This is a genomic window from Frigoribacterium sp. PhB118, assembly GCF_003751725.1.
GTDB lineage: Bacteria > Actinomycetota > Actinomycetes > Actinomycetales > Microbacteriaceae > Frigoribacterium.
The window spans coordinates 569,817-586,212 of sequence record NZ_RKID01000001.1 but is presented as its reverse complement, the minus strand read 5'-3'; the positions used below and the strand labels follow the sequence as shown (position 1 = coordinate 586,212).

Genomic DNA, 16,396 nt, shown 5'->3' with positions numbered 1-16,396 from the left:
AATGAGAGCCCCGTGGCACACGAGCACGACACGACCGCGACCGACGCCTCCTCGGCCATCCCGCCCCACGACGGCGTGCCCGAACGCGAGTACGACGTCGCCCGCCTGCAAGAGAAGTGGCAGGCCCGGTGGGACGCCGAGCAGCCGTTCGTCGTCGACCCCGACGACAAGCGGCCGCGCAAGTACATCCTCGACATGTTCCCCTACCCCTCGGGCGACCTGCACATGGGCCACGCCGAGCAGTACGCCCTCGGCGACATGGTGACGCGCTACTGGCGCCAGCAGGGCTTCAACGTGCTGCACCCGATCGGCTGGGACAGCTTCGGGCTCCCCGCCGAGAACGCGGCCATCAAGCGCGGCGTCGACCCCCGCGAGTGGACCTACGCGAACATCGCGCAGCAGAAGCAGAGCATGAAGCTCTACGCCCCGTCGTTCGACTGGAGCCGGGTGCTGCATACGAGCGATCCCGAGTACTACAAGTGGAACCAGTGGCTGTTCCTCGAGATGTACAAGAAGGGCCTGGCGTACCGCAAAGACAGCTGGGTCAACTGGGACCCGGTGGACCAGACCGTGCTCGCCAACGAGCAGGTGCTGCCCGACGGCACCAGCGACCGGTCGGGTGCCGTCGTGGTCAAGAAGAAGCTGACGCAGTGGTACTTCAAGATCACCGACTACGCCGACCGCCTGCTCGAAGACCTCAACCAGCTCGAGGGCCGGTGGCCGACCAAGGTGCTCAACATGCAGCGCAACTGGATCGGCCGCTCGATCGGTGCGGACGTGCACTTCGCCATCGAGGGCCGTGACGAGAAGGTCACGGTCTTCACCACGCGTCCCGACACCCTCTACGGCGCGACGTTCATGGTCGTCGCACCCGACTCCGACCTCGCGGCCGAACTCGTCGCCGACGCGACGGACGACGTCAAGGCGACCTTCGCCGAGTACCTCGTCGAGGTGCAGAAGGCGACCGAGATCGAGCGCCAGTCGAGCGAGCGCCCCAAGACCGGCGTGCCGCTCGGCCGGGTGGCGGTCAACCCGCTCACGGGCGACCCGATGCCGGTCTGGGCCGCCGACTACGTGCTGGCCGACTACGGCCACGGCGCGGTCATGGCCGTGCCCGCGCACGACCAGCGCGACCTCGACTTCGCCCGCAAGTACGACCTCCCGGTGCGCGTCGTGGTCGACACGAACGCGCCCGTCACGGGCGTGATCCCCAAGCTCGAGCTCGACGAGGACGGCCAGGCGATCCTGCCGGACGACCTGCCCGACCTGAACCCCCGCGAGACGGGCGTGGCCCTGACCGGCGACGGCCGGCTGATGAACTCGGGCGCCCTGACCGGCCTCAGCAAGTCGAACGCGATCAAGCGCGTCGTCGAACTGCTCGAGGCGTCCGGTGACGGCGGGGCGGCCAAGACGTACCGTCTGCGCGACTGGCTGATCTCGCGCCAGCGCTTCTGGGGCACGCCCATCCCGATCGTGCACGGCGCCGACGGCGTCGAGGTGCCGGTGCCCTACGACGAGCTGCCGGTCCGACTGCCGTCGACCGAGGGCCTCGACCTCAAGCCGAAGGGCAGCTCGCCGCTCGGCGCGGCCGAGGACTGGGTGAACGTGCCCGACCCGCGCGACGGGTCGCCCGCGCGTCGGGACGCCGACACGATGGACACCTTCGTCGACAGCTCGTGGTACTTCCTGCGGTTCCTCGATCCCACCGACGCCGACCGGGCCTTCGACCCGGCCCAGGCCAGCAGGTGGGCGCCGGTCGACCAGTACGTCGGAGGCGTCGAGCACGCCATCCTGCACCTGCTCTACGCGCGCTTCATCACCAAGGTGCTCTTCGACCTCGGCCACGTCGACTTCACCGAGCCCTTCAGCGCGCTGCTGAACCAGGGCATGGTGCTGCAGGACGGCGCCAAGATGAGCAAGAGCAAGGGCAACGTCGTCAGCCTCTCCGACGAGATCGAGAAGCACGGCGTCGACGCCATCCGCCTGACGATGGCCTTCGCCGGCCCGCCCGAGGACGACATCGACTGGGCCGACGTCTCGCCCGCCGGTTCGGCCAAGTTCCTGGCCCGGGCGTTCCGTCTCGCGAGCGACGTCGACAGCTCGCGCGACGTGGTGTGGGCCGACGGCGACCAGGCCCTGCGCCGGGTCACCCACCGGTTCCTCGCCGAGGCCCCGGGGCTGAGCGAGGCGTTCAAGTACAACGTCGTCGTCGCTCGCCTGATGGAGCTCACCAACGCCGTCCGCAAGGCGATCGACTCGGGTCCCGGCGCGTCCGACCCGGCGGTGCGCGAGGCGACCGAGACCGTCGCGCTGGGGCTGTCGCTGTTCGCTCCCTACACGGCTTCCGAGATGTGGGAGAAGCTCGGCTACGACGGCGGTGCCCTCGCCACGTACGGCTGGCGGAAGGCCGACCCGACGCTGCTCGTCGAGACGAGCGTCACCGCGGTCGTCCAGGTCAACGGCAAGGTGCGCGACCGGCTCGAGGTGTCGCCCAAGATCGCCTCCGACGAGCTCGAGGCGATGGCCCGCGACTCGGCGGCCGTGCAGCGCGCGATCGGCGACAAGCAGATCGTCAACGTCATCGTGCGGGCGCCGCGCCTGGTGAACATCGCGGTGAAGTAGGTCACTCGGGGCGTCTCGTCCCCACTCGTCGACGGCCGCCCTGGCTCCCCAGGGCGGCCGTCGTCGTCCGTGCGGGCGGACACCCGCTCGTACCGTGACGGGTCATGACCGTCAGCTTCCGCACCGCCGTCGACCCGTCCGAGCCGGGTGGTCCGCGGTGGCGCGTGGGGGTCGGGGCGGTCGTCGTCCTGCTCTTCGTCGTGCTGGCGGTGAGCGTCGCCGTGTCGGCCTTCGCCACCCGAGGAGGCGCGGCGGACGAGCTCGTGACCGTCGAGCCGGGCACCGGGGCCGAGGCCGGGGCAGGGGCCGGCACCGCACCTCCCGCGGGTGCCTCGGTCGTCTTCGTGCACGTGCACGGCCGGGTGGCGGCGCCCGGCCTGTACGAACTGCCGCACGGCGCCCGCGTCGTCGACGTGGTCGCGGCGGCCGGCGGGTTCACGGACGAGGCCGACCAGGCGGCGGTCAACCTCGCGCGGGTGCTGGTCGACGGCGAGCAGCTGCGGGTGCCGGCCGTCGGTGAGACCGCGGACGACGGGGTGGCGGGTGGTGGTGACGCGGCGGCGGGTGGGTCGGCCGCGGGGGGAACGGCGACCGGTGGCGGGACGGGGGCCGGTGGGGGGACGGTCGACCTCAACCTCGCGGACGACGCCGCGTTGCAGACGCTGCCCGGGGTGGGGCCGGCGACCGCGGCGGCGATCCTGTCCTGGCGTGACGAGAACGGCCGCTTCCGCAGCGTCGACGACCTGCTGGGGGTGCCGGGCATCGGTCCGAAGACGCTCGAGGCACTGCGCGAGCGGGTGCGGGTGTGACGCCCGGTCGCGTCCTCGACCTGCGGCTCGGGGTGCCGGTGGCCGTGGCGTGGGTCGGGCTCGCCGTGGGTTCGACCCGGCCGGGGCTGTCGCCCGTCGTGGCCGCCGTCGCCCTCGTCGTCTGCGTCGTCGCGGTCGGGCTCGTGCTCGTGGCGCGGGTGGGCGCCCTCGCCGCCGGGCAGGTCCTGCTGGTGGTGGCCCTGAGTGCCGGGGCGTGTGCCGGGCTCACGGGCCAGGCGGCGGTGCGCGACGACCGCCGTCACCCGTCGGGGCTCACGACGTCGGTGGGGCACGCGGTCACCGTCGAGGGGCGCCTGCTCGACCGGGTCGAGGCGCGGTCCGACGTCCTGACGATGTCGGTCGACCGACTCGACGTCGGCGCGGGGACCGTGGCCCTCGGGGACCGCGTCCCGGTGCGGGTGTTCGGGGCGCGCCTCGACGGTCGCCGGTCGGCCGAGATCGGGGCCCGGGTGTCGGCCCGGCTCGTCCTGGGCCCGGTGAGGTACGGCGAGTCGGTCGCGTTCGAGGGGCGGGCGGTCGAGCCGCTCGGCGTCCGCGCCGAGCCCGGGCGGACGTCGGCCTGGTCGAACGGGCTCCGCTCGGCCTTCCGTGCCGTGGCCGCAGACCTGCCGGGTGACGGCGGGGCCCTGCTGCCCGGGCTCGCGATCGGCGACACGTCGGGGGTGCCCGACGACCTCGACGACGACATGACGCAGGCGTCGCTCAGCCACCTGACGGCCGTGTCGGGCTCGAACTGCGCCGTGCTGGTCGCATTCGTGGTGCTCGTCGGGTCGGTGCTGAGGGTCCCGCGGTTGCTGCGACTCGCGATGGCCGTCGTCGTGTTGGTGGCGTTCGTCGTGCTCGTCACGCCCGAGCCGAGCATTGTCCGGGCCACCGTCATGGCGGTGCTCGTCCTCGTGCACCTCGCCGTGGCACGGCCGATCGCCGGTGTGCCCGTGATCGCGCTGGCGGTCGCCGGGCTGCTGTTCGCGGACCCGTGGTTGGCCCGCGACCTCGCCTTCGTCCTGTCGGTCCTCGCGACGTCGGGGCTCGTCGTGCTCGGAGGGCCGCTGACCGCCCTGCTGGCGCGCCTCGTGCCCGAACCCGTGGCGGCGGCCCTCGCCGTCCCCACGGCCGCGCAGCTCGCCTGCCAGCCCGTGCTGCTCGCCCTCGAACCGAGCATCGCCCTGCACGGCGTCGCCGCGAACGTGCTGGCCGGCCCGGCGGCTCCGGTGGCGACCGTGGGTGGGCTCGTCGTCTGCGTGCTCGCGCCCTGGGCGTCCGCGACCGCCGCGGCCGTCGCGTGGGCCTCGTGGCTGCCGTCGTCCTGGGTCGCGGCCGTCGCCCGGTCGGCGTCGACCTGGCCGGGCACGCGACTCGGGTGGGACGCCTCGGCGCTCGGCGTCGCCTCCCTGGTCGGCGTGACGGCCCTCGTCGTGGTCGCCGTGGTGGCCCGGGCCCGCGGCCGCCTGCGGGCCGTGGCGACGACGCTGCTGGTGGGCGTGCTGGTGGCCACCGTCGGGGTGGTGGGCGGGCGCACCGTGGTGACCCGCGCCTCCGTTCCCGACGACTGGGTCGTCGCCCAGTGCGACGTCGGGCAGGGCGACGCCGTGCTCGTCCGGAGCGCGCGGGCCGTCGCCCTGATCGACGTGGGTGACGACGAGGCCGCCGTCGACCGCTGCCTCTCGACGTTCGGCGTGCGCCACGTCGACCTGCTCGTGCTCACCCACTTCGACCGTGACCACGTCGGGGCGATCGGCTCGGTCGTCGGCCGGGTCGGCACGGCCCTCGTCGGGCCCGTGGGGCGCTCGGACGACGCCGAGGTCGTGACCGCCCTGCGCGGCGGTGGCGCCGAGGTCCAGGAGGCGCGGGTCGGCACCCGGGGACGCCTCGGCGACCACACGTGGCGGCTCCTCTGGCCGCCCACCGCGACCCCGGCGGGCAACGACGCCAGCCTCGTGGTGCGCCTCGACCCTGGCGGGTCCTGCCGGGTCGGCTGCCTCTCCCTGCTGGCCCTCGGCGATCTCGGTGAGACCGCCCAACGCCGTCTGGCCTCGTCACCCGACGGCGACGAGGGGCTCGGGCGGGTCGACGTCCTGAAGGTCTCGCACCACGGGTCGGCGGACCAGCACGCCGAGTTGTACGAGCGGGTGTCGGCCCGCGTCGGCCTGGTGGGCGTGGGGGCCGACAACTCCTACGGGCACCCGACCGACGTCGCGCTCGACCTGGTCCGGGACGGCGGGGGAGTCGTGGTCCGCAGCGACGAGGCGGGTCAGGCCGCCGTCACGCCCGTCGGCCGTGACGGCGGCGACGTCGGCCTGCGGATCTGGCGGGAGCACGCGGGGTCCGCGGGTCGAGATCGCGCGTCCGACACGTCGGTGGCGTCCTCTAGCATCGGAGGAGGCGCGGCGGGCCCCGCGTCCGTGGGACGACGTCCGAGAGGCAGCATGGCAGCGCGAGCGAGTGGCAAGACGGCGAAGAAGGCCTCGGTCGCGATCGACCAGGTCGGGTGGGACAAGATCCGCCCCGCGGCCGTGGTGCTCGTGAGCGGGCCCGAGCAGTTCCTCGCCGACCGTGCCTCGCGCCAGCTGCGCGACCAGCTCGTCGCCGAAGACCCCAGCCTCGAGGTGCACGATCTCGAGGCCGACCATTACCAGCCCGGCGAGCTCGTGACGCTGGCGAGCCCGTCGCTCTTCGCCGAGCCACGTCTCATCCGCGTCTCGAACGTCGAGAAGTGCACCGACGCCTTCCTCACCGAGACGCTGCGCTACCTCGACACGCCCGCCGACGACACGACCCTCGTGTTGCGCCACGGAGGCGGGGTCCGCGGCAAGAAGCTGCTCGACGCCGTCCGGGGCGGCACCGGCGGCGGGCTCGAGGTCGTCTGCGCCGAGCTCAAGAAAGACACCGAGAAGCTCGAGTTCGCGGCCGCCGAGTTCGCCGCCGAACGGCGTCGCATCTCGCAGGGGGCCCTCCGGGCGCTCGTGACGGCCTTCAACGACGACCTGGCCGAGCTCGCCAGCGCGTGCCAGCAGCTGATCAGCGACGCCGCGGCCGAGATCACCGAGGCCACGGTCGAGAAGTACTACTCGGGTCGGGTCGAGACCAACGCCTTCAAGGTGGCCGACGCGGCCATCGCAGGTCAGCAGGGCGAGGCTCTGGTCCTGCTCCGCCACGCGTTGTCGACCGGGGCCGATCCCGTGCCCGTGGTGGCGGCGTTCGCGATGAAGATCCGCACCATGGCCAAGGTGCAGGGCTCCTACGGCGGCTCGGGTCAACTCGCCTCGCGCTTCGGACTCGCCCCGTGGCAGGTCGAACGGGCACAACGAGACCTCCGGGGCTGGACCGAGGACGGGCTGGGCCGGTGCATCGAGCTGCTCGCCGAGACCGACGCGGCCGTCAAGGGCGCCGAGCGCGATCCGGTGTACGCGCTCGAGCGGATGGTGACCATGATCTCGACGCGCGGTTCGCTGCTGTCGTGAGTCGCGCCTCCTGACCGTCCGGTCGCCTGTCCTGCGGGCGATTGGGGACGACGAAGGCCCCGTCTCGATCGAGACGGGGCCTTCGTCGTCGAGCCCGGGGGCTCGGGGGAGGGGAGCCTAGAGGGCGCCGACCTGCTTCGCGATGGACGACTTGCGGTTCGCGGCCTGGTTCTGGTGGATGACGCCCTTGCTGGCGGCCTTGTCGAGCTTCTTCGACGCGAGGAGCAGAGCCGAGGTGGCCTTGTCCTTGTCGCCGGCGGCGATGGCCTCGCGGGTGGCGCGGACGGCGGTCTTGAGCTCGCTCTTGACTGCGCGGTTGCGGTCCTGGGCCTTCTTGTTGGTGCCGATGCGCTTGATCTGCGACTTGATGTTTGCCACGTGAACTACTTTCTGGATTCTGAGTATCGGACGATGTGCGCCAGCCGAGCGTCCGACCGACGTGAATCGGTCGACCCGGTGCTGCCGCCGGTGATGGCCACCGGAGCGGCTCTCGGCTGCGATCGCGTTCCGCCACTGCAGACGTAACGCGCAAGCCAACAGGCAACGTTACCAGCAGCGAGCCCGACTCTCAACGAACGTCGACCGGTCGGCGTGCCGTGTCGTGCGGGGTACCGTGCCATCATGCCTCAGCTCGCACCCCACATGACCACCGTGCCCGCTTCCGGAATCCGTCGGGTCTACGAGCTCGCGGCGCAGCTCGACGGCGTCGACATGCTCGTGGTGGGTGAACCCGACGTGCCCGTCGCCCGCCACATCGCCGACGCCGCACGCCGCGCCTGGGCCGACGACCGCACCGACTACACGCCTAACGGCGGCATCCCGGCCCTGCGCGAGGCGCTCGTGGACAAACTCGCCCGGGAGAACGACGTGCACGTGGACCTCGAGCAGGTCTGGGTCACCGTCGGGGGGACGCAGGCCCTGCACCAGACGATGGGACTGCTGCTCGCGGCCGGCGACGAGGTGCTGGTGCCGGACCCCGGCTACACGACGTTCACGATGAACGCCCACATGCTCGACGCCGTGCCCGTGCCCTACACGTTGGCCCCCGAGCTCGGCTTCCACCCCGACCTCGACGAACTCGAGAACCTCGTCGGCGACCGCACCCGCGCCCTCATCGTCAACAGCCCGTCGAACCCGCTCGGCGTCGTCTATCCGGAGGAGACGCTGCGGCGCCTGCTGGACTTCGCCCGCCGGCACGACCTCTGGGTCATCAGCGACGAGGTCTACGAGTACTTCACCTACGGGCCGAAGCACGTCAGCCTGGCGTCGCTCGACGGCGACGACCGGGTGTTCAGCGTCTTCTCGATGAGCAAGACCTATGCCATGACGGGCGTGCGGGTCGGCTACCTCGTGACGCCCAAGGGCCTCGCGGAGACGATGCGCACGGTCCAGGAGGCGGCCATCAGCTGCGTCGCCGAGCCCGACCAGTGCGCCGCCCTCGCCGCCGTCGTGGGGGACCACCAGCCCGTGGCCGACGCCCGCGAGCACTATCGGAGCAACCTGGACCTCGCCACGACTCTGCTCGACGAGCGCGGCATCCGGTACCTCGAGCCCACCGGCGCCTTCTACCTCTGGATCGACGTCAGCCACGCGTCGCAGGGCGACGTGGCGGCGTGGGCCGAGAGGTTCCTGCTGTCGGAGCGCGTCGCGGTCGCGCCGGGCAGTGCGTTCGGCCGGAGCGGCGAGGGGTGGATCCGCGTCTGCCTCGCGTCGTCACCCGAGGTGATCACCCGGGGGCTCGGCAAACTGCCGGCGCCGGGCGACCCCCGCTGAGATCCGGGGGTCAGCCCCCTGGGGTCGACGCGAGGGGCTTCCTAGGCTCGGAGCATGACGAACCAACCCGTACACACGACCTTCTCCGCCTCCAGCACCGGCGTCCGTTCGCCCCTCGCCGTCTGGAGCCTCGTCCTCGGCCTCGCCTCGATCGGCTTCGGCTTCACCTTCGTCGTCCCGATCGCCGGCCTCGTCCTCGGCATCCTGTCCCGCCGCCGTGAGCCCGAGGATCGCACCATGGCGCTCGTCGGCATCGTCTCGTCCGCCGTCATGCTCGTGGGCACGCTGATCGCCCTGGCGATCGGCCTCGCCGTCGTCGGGGGCGCCGGCGTCCTCGCGCTCCTTCCCGACACCGCGGCATGACCCTCGGCCCGGCAGTCCCGCCCGGCGGGCCCGCCCGGCGGGCCCGTCCCGCGGTCCGGCACGCGCCTCCTGCGTCGGCAACTCCTGCCTGCCGTCGCACGCCCGTCGCGACGACCGCGGAGTCCGACCGCCCGAGCGGCACCGGCCAGGAGTTGCCCACACCGCCCCTCTGGCTCGCGCCCCCTCTGACCCACCCGCCGACCGGCCCACCGCGTGCCTGTCCCAGGGCGCCCCGCGCGCACGGCATCCGGTGCGGCCACGGTGTCGGCAACTCCTGCCTGCCCTCACGGCACGAGCCGTCGACCGGGGGAGGCGCGGTGCCGGTCGCGACACCGGGCAGGAGTTGCCGACGGGCGGCCCTGCGCGGGCCGACGCCCGATCCGTCGCCCCGGCGTGGGAGAATCGTGCGGTACCCCCGCCCACCACCCCCAGAGGATCGTGTGAGTCCCCAAGCAACCCGCGCACTCGAGCCGGCGTCGACCGAGCCCGAGTCCCTCCGCAACTTCTGCATCATCGCGCACATCGACCACGGCAAGTCGACCCTCGCCGACCGCATGCTCGGCATCACCGGCGTGGTCGAGTCGCGTGCGATGCGTGCCCAGTACCTCGACCGCATGGACATCGAGCGCGAGCGCGGCATCACGATCAAGAGCCAGGCGGTGCGCATGCCGTGGGAGCGCAACGGCGAGACCTTCGCGCTCAACATGATCGACACCCCCGGCCACGTGGACTTCAGCTACGAGGTCTCCCGCTCGCTGGCCGCGTGCGAGGGGGCGATCCTGCTGGTCGACGCGGCCCAGGGCATCGAGGCGCAGACCCTGGCGAACCTCTACCTGGCGCTCGAGAACGACCTCGAGATCATCCCGGTGCTCAACAAGATCGACCTCCCGGCGGCCGACCCCGACAAGTACGCCGCCGAGCTGGCGGGCCTGATCGGCGGCGACCCCGCCGACGTGCTGCGGGTCAGCGGCAAGACCGGAATGGGCGTCGAAGAGCTCCTCGACCGTGTCGTCGACCGCGTTCCCTCTCCCGTCGGCGTCAAGGACGCACCGCCCCGCGCGATGATCTTCGACTCGGTCTACGACAGCTACCGCGGCGTGGTGACGTACATCCGCATGATCGACGGCACCCTGCACCCTCGCGAGAAGGTGCAGATGATGTCGACGAAGTCGACCCACGACATCCTCGAGATCGGCGTCTCGTCACCCGAGCCCGTCCCGAGCCAGGGGCTGTCGGTCGGCGAGGTCGGCTACCTCATCACCGGCGTGAAGGACGTCCGCCTGTCGAAGGTGGGCGACACCGTCACTACGTCGGCCAAGCCCGCGACCGAGGCCCTCAGCGGGTACACCGAACCGCTGCCGATGGTGTTCTCGGGGCTCTACCCGATCGACGGCAGCGACTACCCCCTCCTCCGCGAGGCCCTCGACAAGCTCAAGCTGTCCGACGCCGCGCTGGTCTACGAGCCCGAGACCTCGGTGGCCCTCGGCTTCGGCTTCCGCTGTGGGTTCCTCGGCCTGCTCCACCTCGAGATCGTCACCGAACGACTCGACCGCGAGTTCGGCCTCGACCTCATCACGACGGCCCCGAGCGTCATCTACGAGGTCACCACCGAAGACAAGAAGACCGTCACGGTCACCAACCCGAGCGAGTTCCCGGGCGGCAAGATCGCGAGCGTCAGCGAGCCCATGGTCAAGGCGGGCATCCTCGCGCCCAAGGACTACGTCGGCGTGATCATGGAGCTCTGCCAGCAGCGCCGCGGCACCCTGCTGGGCATGGAGTACCTCGGCGAGGACCGGGTCGAGATCCGTTACGCGATGCCCCTCGGCGAGATCGTGTTCGACTTCTTCGACAGCCTCAAGTCGAAGACGGCGGGCTACGCCAGCCTCGACTACGAGCCCATCGGCGATCAAGAGGCCGACCTGGTCAAGGTCGACATCCTGTTGCAGGGTGAGCAGGTCGACGCCTTCAGCGCGATCGTGCACCGCGACAAGGCCTACGCCTACGGGGTGCTCATGACGGGCCGGCTGCGCGAACTCATCCCGAGGCAGCAGTTCGAGGTGCCCATCCAGGCCGCCATCGGTGCCCGGATCATCGCCCGCGAGAGCATCCGGGCCATGCGCAAGGACGTCCTGGCCAAGTGCTACGGCGGCGACATCTCGCGCAAGCGCAAACTCCTCGAGAAGCAGAAGGAGGGCAAGAAGCGCATGAAGACCATCGGTCGGGTCGACGTGCCCCAAGAGGCCTTCATCGCCGCCCTCAGCGGCGACGTCGAGAAGAAAGACAAGAAGTAGGGTCCATGCGTCGAGCCACCCACACCGAGACCCGCACGACCTACGGCGAGGTCGGGGCGACGCAGGCCCCCGACCTCATGCAGTACCCGCCGAAGGGGTTCAAGCCGGCCGAGTACCGGGCCCGCGTCGGCCACGGCGACGCCCGCTTCGCCGCGGCCTGGATCGCCACCATGACCTGGCAGATTCAGGAGCGCAGCGGCATCCGCGTCCGGGTCGACACCGTGCCGCCGGCCGACGAGAGCGAGTACACGCCCGTCCAGTTCGACGAGCACGGGCAACCGGTCGACGCCGCCGAATGGGCGACCGCGCGTGACGAGTCGCGCTACTCGCCCGACGGCACGCCCTTCCTCACGGCGGGCACGACGGCCACGCTGAGCATCGAGGCCTACGGGCGCACGGTCGAGGCCCCGGTGCGCGTCGTCTACGTGATCGACGAACCGAAGCGCAAGGGTTTCGCGTACGGAACCCTCGACGGCCACCCCGAGAGCGGCGAGGAGTCCTGGATCGTCGACCAGACCGACGACGGTTCGGTGTGGCTCTCCATCCGGTCGTTCTCGAAGCCGTCGAGCGCGAAGTGGCGCCTCGTGGCACCGTTCCTGCGACGCACGCAGGCGCAGTACACGAAGCGGTACCTGAGGGCACTGAGCCTCAACGAGAAGGGCGAGCAGACCGACGAGGTCGTCGTCGTCGAAGACACCGAGGCCGGCGTCGGCGACCCCCGCGGTGACGAGCGCCCCCCGACCGGCCCGCGCGGCGACGCCGCGGGAACCGGCGCCTGACGGTGCCCGGAGCCCTTCCCCTCGGCGATCCCGCCCCCGTCGACGGACGCCTGCCCGAGACCGTCGCCGTCGGCGCGGACGACCGCAACTTCGGGGTCTACCTGCACGTCCCGTTCTGCCGCGTGCGCTGCGGGTACTGCGACTTCAACACCTACACGGGCGACGAGCTGCGAGGCGCTCGTCGCGACGACTACGCCGGGCAGGCCGTCACCGAGATCGAGCTCGGGGGCCGGGTGCTGCGCGAGGCGGGGCTCCCGCCGCGCCGCGCCTCCTCGGTGTTCTTCGGCGGGGGCACCCCGACGATGCTGCCGTCGAGCGACCTCACGTCGATGCTCCACGCGATGGTCGACACCTGGGGTCTCGAGCCCGGCGCCGAGGTGACGACCGAGGCGAACCCCGACTCGGTCGACGCCGCGTACCTGCAGCAGCTCGCCGACGCCGGCTTCACGCGCGTCAGCTTCGGCATGCAGTCGGCCGTCCCGAGCGTTCTCGCCACCCTGGAGCGCACGCACGACCCCGAGCGCATCCCGTTCGTGGTGCGCTGGGCCCGTGACGCGGGGCTCGACGTCAGCCTCGACCTCATCTACGGCACACCCGGCGAGACCCTCGACGACTGGAGGCGTTCGCTCGACGTCGCCCTCGAGCAGGAGCCCGACCACCTCTCCGCGTACTCGCTGATCGTCGAGGACGGCACGAAGCTCGCCCGCCAGATCAAGCGGGGCGAGGTCCCGATGCCCGACGACGACACCGCGGCCGACATGTACGAGATCGCGGACGACCGGCTCGCCGGCGCGGGCTACGACTGGTACGAGGTCAGCAACTGGTCGCGTGGCGTCGAGCACCGTTCCCGCCACAACCTGGCGTACTGGCAGGGCCACGACTGGTGGGGCGTCGGCCCGGGCGCGCACAGTCACGTCGGTGGCGTCCGCTGGTGGAACGTCAAGCACCCCGCCGCCTACCAGCAGCGCATGGCCGCGGGCGAGTCGCCGGCCGCCGGGCGCGAGACCCTCGACGACGAGACCCGTCGGGTCGAGCGCGTCCTGCTCGGGGTGCGCATCCGCGAGGGGCTGCCCACCTCCGAGCTCGACGACGACGGACGCCGGGCCGTCGGTGGCCTCATCGCCGACGGCTGGGTCGAGGGGCGTGCGGCCCCGCGGGGTCGTGTCGTGCTCACGCGCGAGGGGCGGCTCATGGCCGACGCCGTCGTGCGGCGTCTGCTGCCCGACTGAGCGTCCCGATCGTCCTGATCGCCGCGGTGGCGACCAGGAGGCGCGGGCCCGGAACGCAGGAGGCGCGGCTCCCGGGGGGAGTCGCGCCTCGCGTCGTGCCCGTCCGGGCCGGTCGACCGTCTACTTGACGAACTCGATGGTCAGCGGGTACTTGTACCACTCGCCCTTGTTGGCCGCGACGGCGGCGATGATCGAGAAGATGATCACGAGGATGCCGGCGACGAGGGCGAGCACCCCTCCGATGACGATGATCGACAGGATCGCCGAGATCACGTAGACGATGGCCATCGTGATCTGGAAGTTCAGCGCGGTCCTGGTGTGCTCCCGGATGAACGGGCCGCGGTCCTTCAACACGAGGTAGCCGACGAGGGCGGGGACGAACGCGAAGAGGATCCCGCCGAGGTGGATGAGCGTCGACCAGAGCTTCTCGTCCTCGGGGCGCATCGGCTGGACGGGCTGCGGCTGGTAGCCGGGCTGCTGGCCGAAGCCGGGGCCGGACTGCTGGCCCTGGCCGGGCTGACCCTGGCCGGGCAGACCCTGCCCGTACGGCTGGCCGGGCTGGCCGTTCTGGCCGGGCTGGCCGTTCTGCGGGCCGTTCGGCTGGGCGGGAGGGTTCTCGGTCATGGCTGCACCTGTTCGTGAGTGTCCTGCGGATGTCCCCGCCACCCTAGGGCAGCCGGGTGCGGCCCGAGTAGGCCTCGCGACGGAGGTGTCGTACGATTGGCAGTCCGGCACGTCGAGTGCCAGGCCCGGTCGCCCGGCGTGCGGACGACCCGGGGGACGTCGAGCGAAGAGAGGTGCGTCATGGTCTCCGAACGCGGTCTCGAAGTGCTTCGCGTCATCGTGCACGACTACGTCGCGTCCCGTGAGCCGGTCGGGTCGAAGTCCATCGTCGAGCGACACCAGTTCGGCGTCTCGGCGGCGACCATCCGCAACGACATGGCGCTGCTCGAAGAAGAAGAGCTCATCGCGGCACCGCACACCTCGTCGGGACGCGTGCCGACCGACAAGGGCTACCGGCTCTTCGTCAACCAGCTCGCCGACCTGCGCCCGCTCAGCGCGGCCCAGCGTCAGGCCATCGAGACGTTCCTGGGCGACTCCACCGACCTCGACGAGGTGCTCGGTCGGACGGTCCGGCTCCTGTCGCAACTCACCAACCAGGTGGCCCTGGTGCAGTACCCCACCTTCTCCCGGGCCCGCGTGCGTCACGTCGAGCTGGTCAGCCTGGGCGACGGTCGCGTCATGACGGTGCTGATCACCGACAGCGGCCAGGTCGAGCAGCGGGTCGTCGACATCCGCACCGCCGTCGACGAGTCCTTCCTGTCCGAGTTGCGGGCCGCCATCAACGCCGCGGTCGGCGGTCGGCCCCTGGGTGAGGCCTCCACCGCCCTCACCGACCTGCCGGCGCGGTTCCGTCCCGACCTCGCGGCGGTCGTCGGCGTGGTCGTCGCGAGTCTTACCGAGCAGATCGCCGCCGGACGTCAGGACCGCCTCGTCATGGCCGGTGCGGCGAACCTGGTGCGCACGGGCGACGACTTCAGCGGCGACCTCTTCCCCGTGCTCGAGGCGATCGAAGAGCAGGTGGCCCTCTTGCGGCTCTTCGGCGAGATGCAACTCGACGCCGTCGACGTGGCCGCGAGCATCGGCCGCGAGAACGCGTCGTTCGGGTTGTCCCAGGCGTCCGTGCTGGCCAGCGGGTACTCCACGCAGGGCAGCGAGATCGCGAGGCTCGGCGTGCTCGGGCCCATGCGCATGGACTACTCGACCAACATGGCGGCGGTCCGTGCCGTCGCGCGGTACCTGTCGTCGCTGCTCACCGAGCGGTAGCCGACCACCACGGCCCCGGCCGTCCCACGACCCCCATCCCCGTCCCGGTCCGCCGGGCCCGGCCCCGCCGGGAAGACCACCACACCACACCAGAGGCAGACGAGAACCAGTGGCAGATCATTACGACGTCCTCGGAGTCGACCGTCAGGCGACCCCGGAAGAGATCAAGAAGGCGTACCGCAAGCTCGCCCGCGAGCTTCACCCCGACGTCAATCCCAGCCCCGACGCGTCCGAACGGTTCAAGGACGTCACGCACGCCTACGACGTGCTCAGCGACCCGCAGCAGCGCGAACGCTACGACCTCGGCCCCCAGCCCGGCTTCGGTGGCGGTGGCGGGGCCGCCGGCTTCGGCGACATCTTCGACGCGTTCTTCGGCGGCGGTGGCCAGGGCCAGCGTCAGGGTCCGCGGTCCCGGCGGGAACGCGGGCAGGACGCGCTCCTGCGCCTCGAGGTCGACCTCGAGGACATCGTCTTCGGCACGCAGCGCGACATCGAGGTCGACACGGCCGTCCTCTGCGACACGTGCAGCGGCTCGTGCTGCGCACCCGGCACCTCGCCCCAGACCTGCGACATCTGCGGGGGCTCCGGACAGATCCAGCGCACCGTGCGCTCGCTGCTCGGCAACGTCATGACGTCGAGCCCGTGCGGGACCTGCCGTGGTTACGGCACCGTCATCCCCAATCCCTGCCCCACGTGCCAGGGCCAGGGTCGCGTCCGGGCCCGACGTTCGATCCCCATCGACATCCCCGCGGGCGTCGACACCGGACTCCGGCTCCAGCTGCCCGGTCAGGGCGAGGTCGGCCAGGCCGGTGGCCCGAACGGCGACCTGTACCTCGAGGTCAAGGTGCGTCACCACGACACCTACAGCCGCAACGGCGACGACCTGCTGGCCACGCTCGAGGTGCAGATGGCCGACGCCATCCTCGGCACGTCGACGACGCTCACCGGGCTCGACGGCGAGATCGAGGTCGAGATCAAGCCCGGCACCCAGAGTGCCGACATCCTCACCGTGAAGGACCGCGGCATCACCAGGCTGCGCGGGACGGGTCGCGGCGACCTCAAGATCGGCGTCCAGGTGGTCACCCCGACCAAGCTCAGCCACAAGGAGCGCGAGCTGATCGAGAAGTTCGCCTCGGGTCGCCGCTCCCCGGCGCCCGAGCTGTCGCACTTCCAGCAGGGTCTCTTCGGCAAGTTGCGCGACCGCTTCCTGAACTTCTGATC

At 71.6% G+C, this 16,396-nt stretch carries 12 protein-coding genes and 1 pseudogene; 11 read left to right on the top strand and 2 right to left on the bottom strand.

Translation table 11 applies throughout. The features are described 5' to 3' along the window. The first annotated feature begins 75 nt into the window (after positions 1 to 75). From leuS to holA, 4 genes and pseudogenes are all read left to right on the top strand, one after another. Positions 76 to 2,622: a leucine--tRNA ligase gene (gene leuS, locus EDF21_RS02635; RefSeq protein WP_370274454.1), complete on the top strand. Its 2,547-nt coding sequence runs from the start codon at positions 76 to 78 to the stop codon at positions 2,620 to 2,622. A 104-nt stretch (positions 2,623 to 2,726) separates the two neighbouring features. After that, entirely contained in the window at positions 2,727 to 3,431 is a 705-nt protein-coding gene (locus EDF21_RS02630; RefSeq protein WP_123570189.1) for a ComEA family DNA-binding protein, read from the top strand. Between the two features lie 353 nt (positions 3,432 to 3,784). Then, positions 3,785 to 5,227, top strand: a pseudogene (locus tag EDF21_RS16980) (ComEC/Rec2 family competence protein); the annotation flags it as partial. Positions 5,228 to 5,878: 651 nt separating this feature from the next. Next, entirely contained in the window at positions 5,879 to 6,913 is a 1,035-nt protein-coding gene (gene holA / locus EDF21_RS16975) for a DNA polymerase III subunit delta (RefSeq protein ID WP_056047549.1), read from the top strand. A gap of 117 nt (positions 6,914 to 7,030) precedes the next feature. Here holA and rpsT read toward each other — a convergent pair whose 3' ends face one another. Beyond that, complete coding sequence (gene rpsT / locus EDF21_RS02620; protein WP_043596189.1) at positions 7,031 to 7,291, bottom strand: 30S ribosomal protein S20; 261 nt, start codon at positions 7,289 to 7,291, stop codon at positions 7,031 to 7,033. Positions 7,292 to 7,534: 243 nt separating this feature from the next. On the opposite strand from rpsT, the gene EDF21_RS02615 reads away from it, so the two are divergent. The 5 genes from EDF21_RS02615 to hemW all read left to right on the top strand — a co-directional run bounded on the left by EDF21_RS02615 (position 7,535) and on the right by hemW (position 13,348). Next, a complete protein-coding gene (locus tag EDF21_RS02615) occupies positions 7,535 to 8,686 on the top strand; it encodes a pyridoxal phosphate-dependent aminotransferase (RefSeq protein ID WP_056045696.1) in 1,152 nt (383 codons plus the stop codon). Positions 8,687 to 8,740: 54 nt separating this feature from the next. Then, on the top strand, positions 8,741 to 9,049 hold the full coding sequence (locus EDF21_RS02610; protein ID WP_123570187.1) for a DUF4190 domain-containing protein: 309 nt from the start codon (positions 8,741 to 8,743) through the stop codon (positions 9,047 to 9,049). Between the two features lie 440 nt (positions 9,050 to 9,489). Next, positions 9,490 to 11,340, top strand: a complete 1,851-nt coding sequence (lepA, locus tag EDF21_RS02605; protein ID WP_123570186.1) for a translation elongation factor 4 — start codon at positions 9,490 to 9,492, stop codon at positions 11,338 to 11,340. Between the two features lie 5 nt (positions 11,341 to 11,345). Then, positions 11,346 to 12,119 carry a DUF1990 family protein gene (locus EDF21_RS02600; protein WP_199736190.1) on the top strand — a complete coding sequence of 258 codons (774 nt, stop codon included), beginning with the start codon at positions 11,346 to 11,348 and terminating at the stop codon, positions 12,117 to 12,119. A 2-nt stretch (positions 12,120 to 12,121) separates the two neighbouring features. Beyond that, positions 12,122 to 13,348 carry a radical SAM family heme chaperone HemW gene (hemW, locus tag EDF21_RS02595; RefSeq protein ID WP_123570185.1) on the top strand — a complete coding sequence of 409 codons (1,227 nt, stop codon included), beginning with the start codon at positions 12,122 to 12,124 and terminating at the stop codon, positions 13,346 to 13,348. Between the two features lie 120 nt (positions 13,349 to 13,468). Here hemW and EDF21_RS16970 read toward each other — a convergent pair whose 3' ends face one another. Next, the gene (locus EDF21_RS16970) at positions 13,469 to 13,972 is read right to left on the bottom strand and encodes a DUF4870 domain-containing protein (RefSeq protein WP_233568332.1); all 504 of its coding nucleotides are present in this window, start codon (positions 13,970 to 13,972) and stop codon (positions 13,469 to 13,471) included. Between the two features lie 180 nt (positions 13,973 to 14,152). On the opposite strand from EDF21_RS16970, the gene hrcA reads away from it, so the two are divergent. Together hrcA and dnaJ are read left to right on the top strand one after the other, a co-directional pair. Next, positions 14,153 to 15,175: a heat-inducible transcriptional repressor HrcA gene (hrcA, locus tag EDF21_RS02585; RefSeq protein WP_056045687.1), complete on the top strand. Its 1,023-nt coding sequence runs from the start codon at positions 14,153 to 14,155 to the stop codon at positions 15,173 to 15,175. A gap of 109 nt (positions 15,176 to 15,284) precedes the next feature. Then, entirely contained in the window at positions 15,285 to 16,394 is a 1,110-nt protein-coding gene (gene dnaJ, locus EDF21_RS02580; protein WP_123570184.1) for a molecular chaperone DnaJ, read from the top strand. Positions 16,395 to 16,396: the final 2 nt, after the last annotated feature.

Coding starts and splice junctions, on each gene's coding strand:
- EDF21_RS02630 (WP_123570189.1), top strand. CDS start 2,727: ATGACCGTCAGCTTCCGCACCGCCGTCGACCCGTCCGAGCCGGGTGGT.
- holA (WP_056047549.1), top strand. CDS start 5,879: ATGGCAGCGCGAGCGAGTGGCAAGACGGCGAAGAAGGCCTCGGTCGCG.
- EDF21_RS02615 (WP_056045696.1), top strand. CDS start 7,535: ATGCCTCAGCTCGCACCCCACATGACCACCGTGCCCGCTTCCGGAATC.
- EDF21_RS02610 (WP_123570187.1), top strand. CDS start 8,741: ATGACGAACCAACCCGTACACACGACCTTCTCCGCCTCCAGCACCGGC.
- EDF21_RS02600 (WP_199736190.1), top strand. CDS start 11,346: ATGCGTCGAGCCACCCACACCGAGACCCGCACGACCTACGGCGAGGTC.
- EDF21_RS16970 (WP_233568332.1), bottom strand. CDS start 13,972: ATGACCGAGAACCCTCCCGCCCAGCCGAACGGCCCGCAGAACGGCCAG.
- hrcA (WP_056045687.1), top strand. CDS start 14,153: ATGGTCTCCGAACGCGGTCTCGAAGTGCTTCGCGTCATCGTGCACGAC.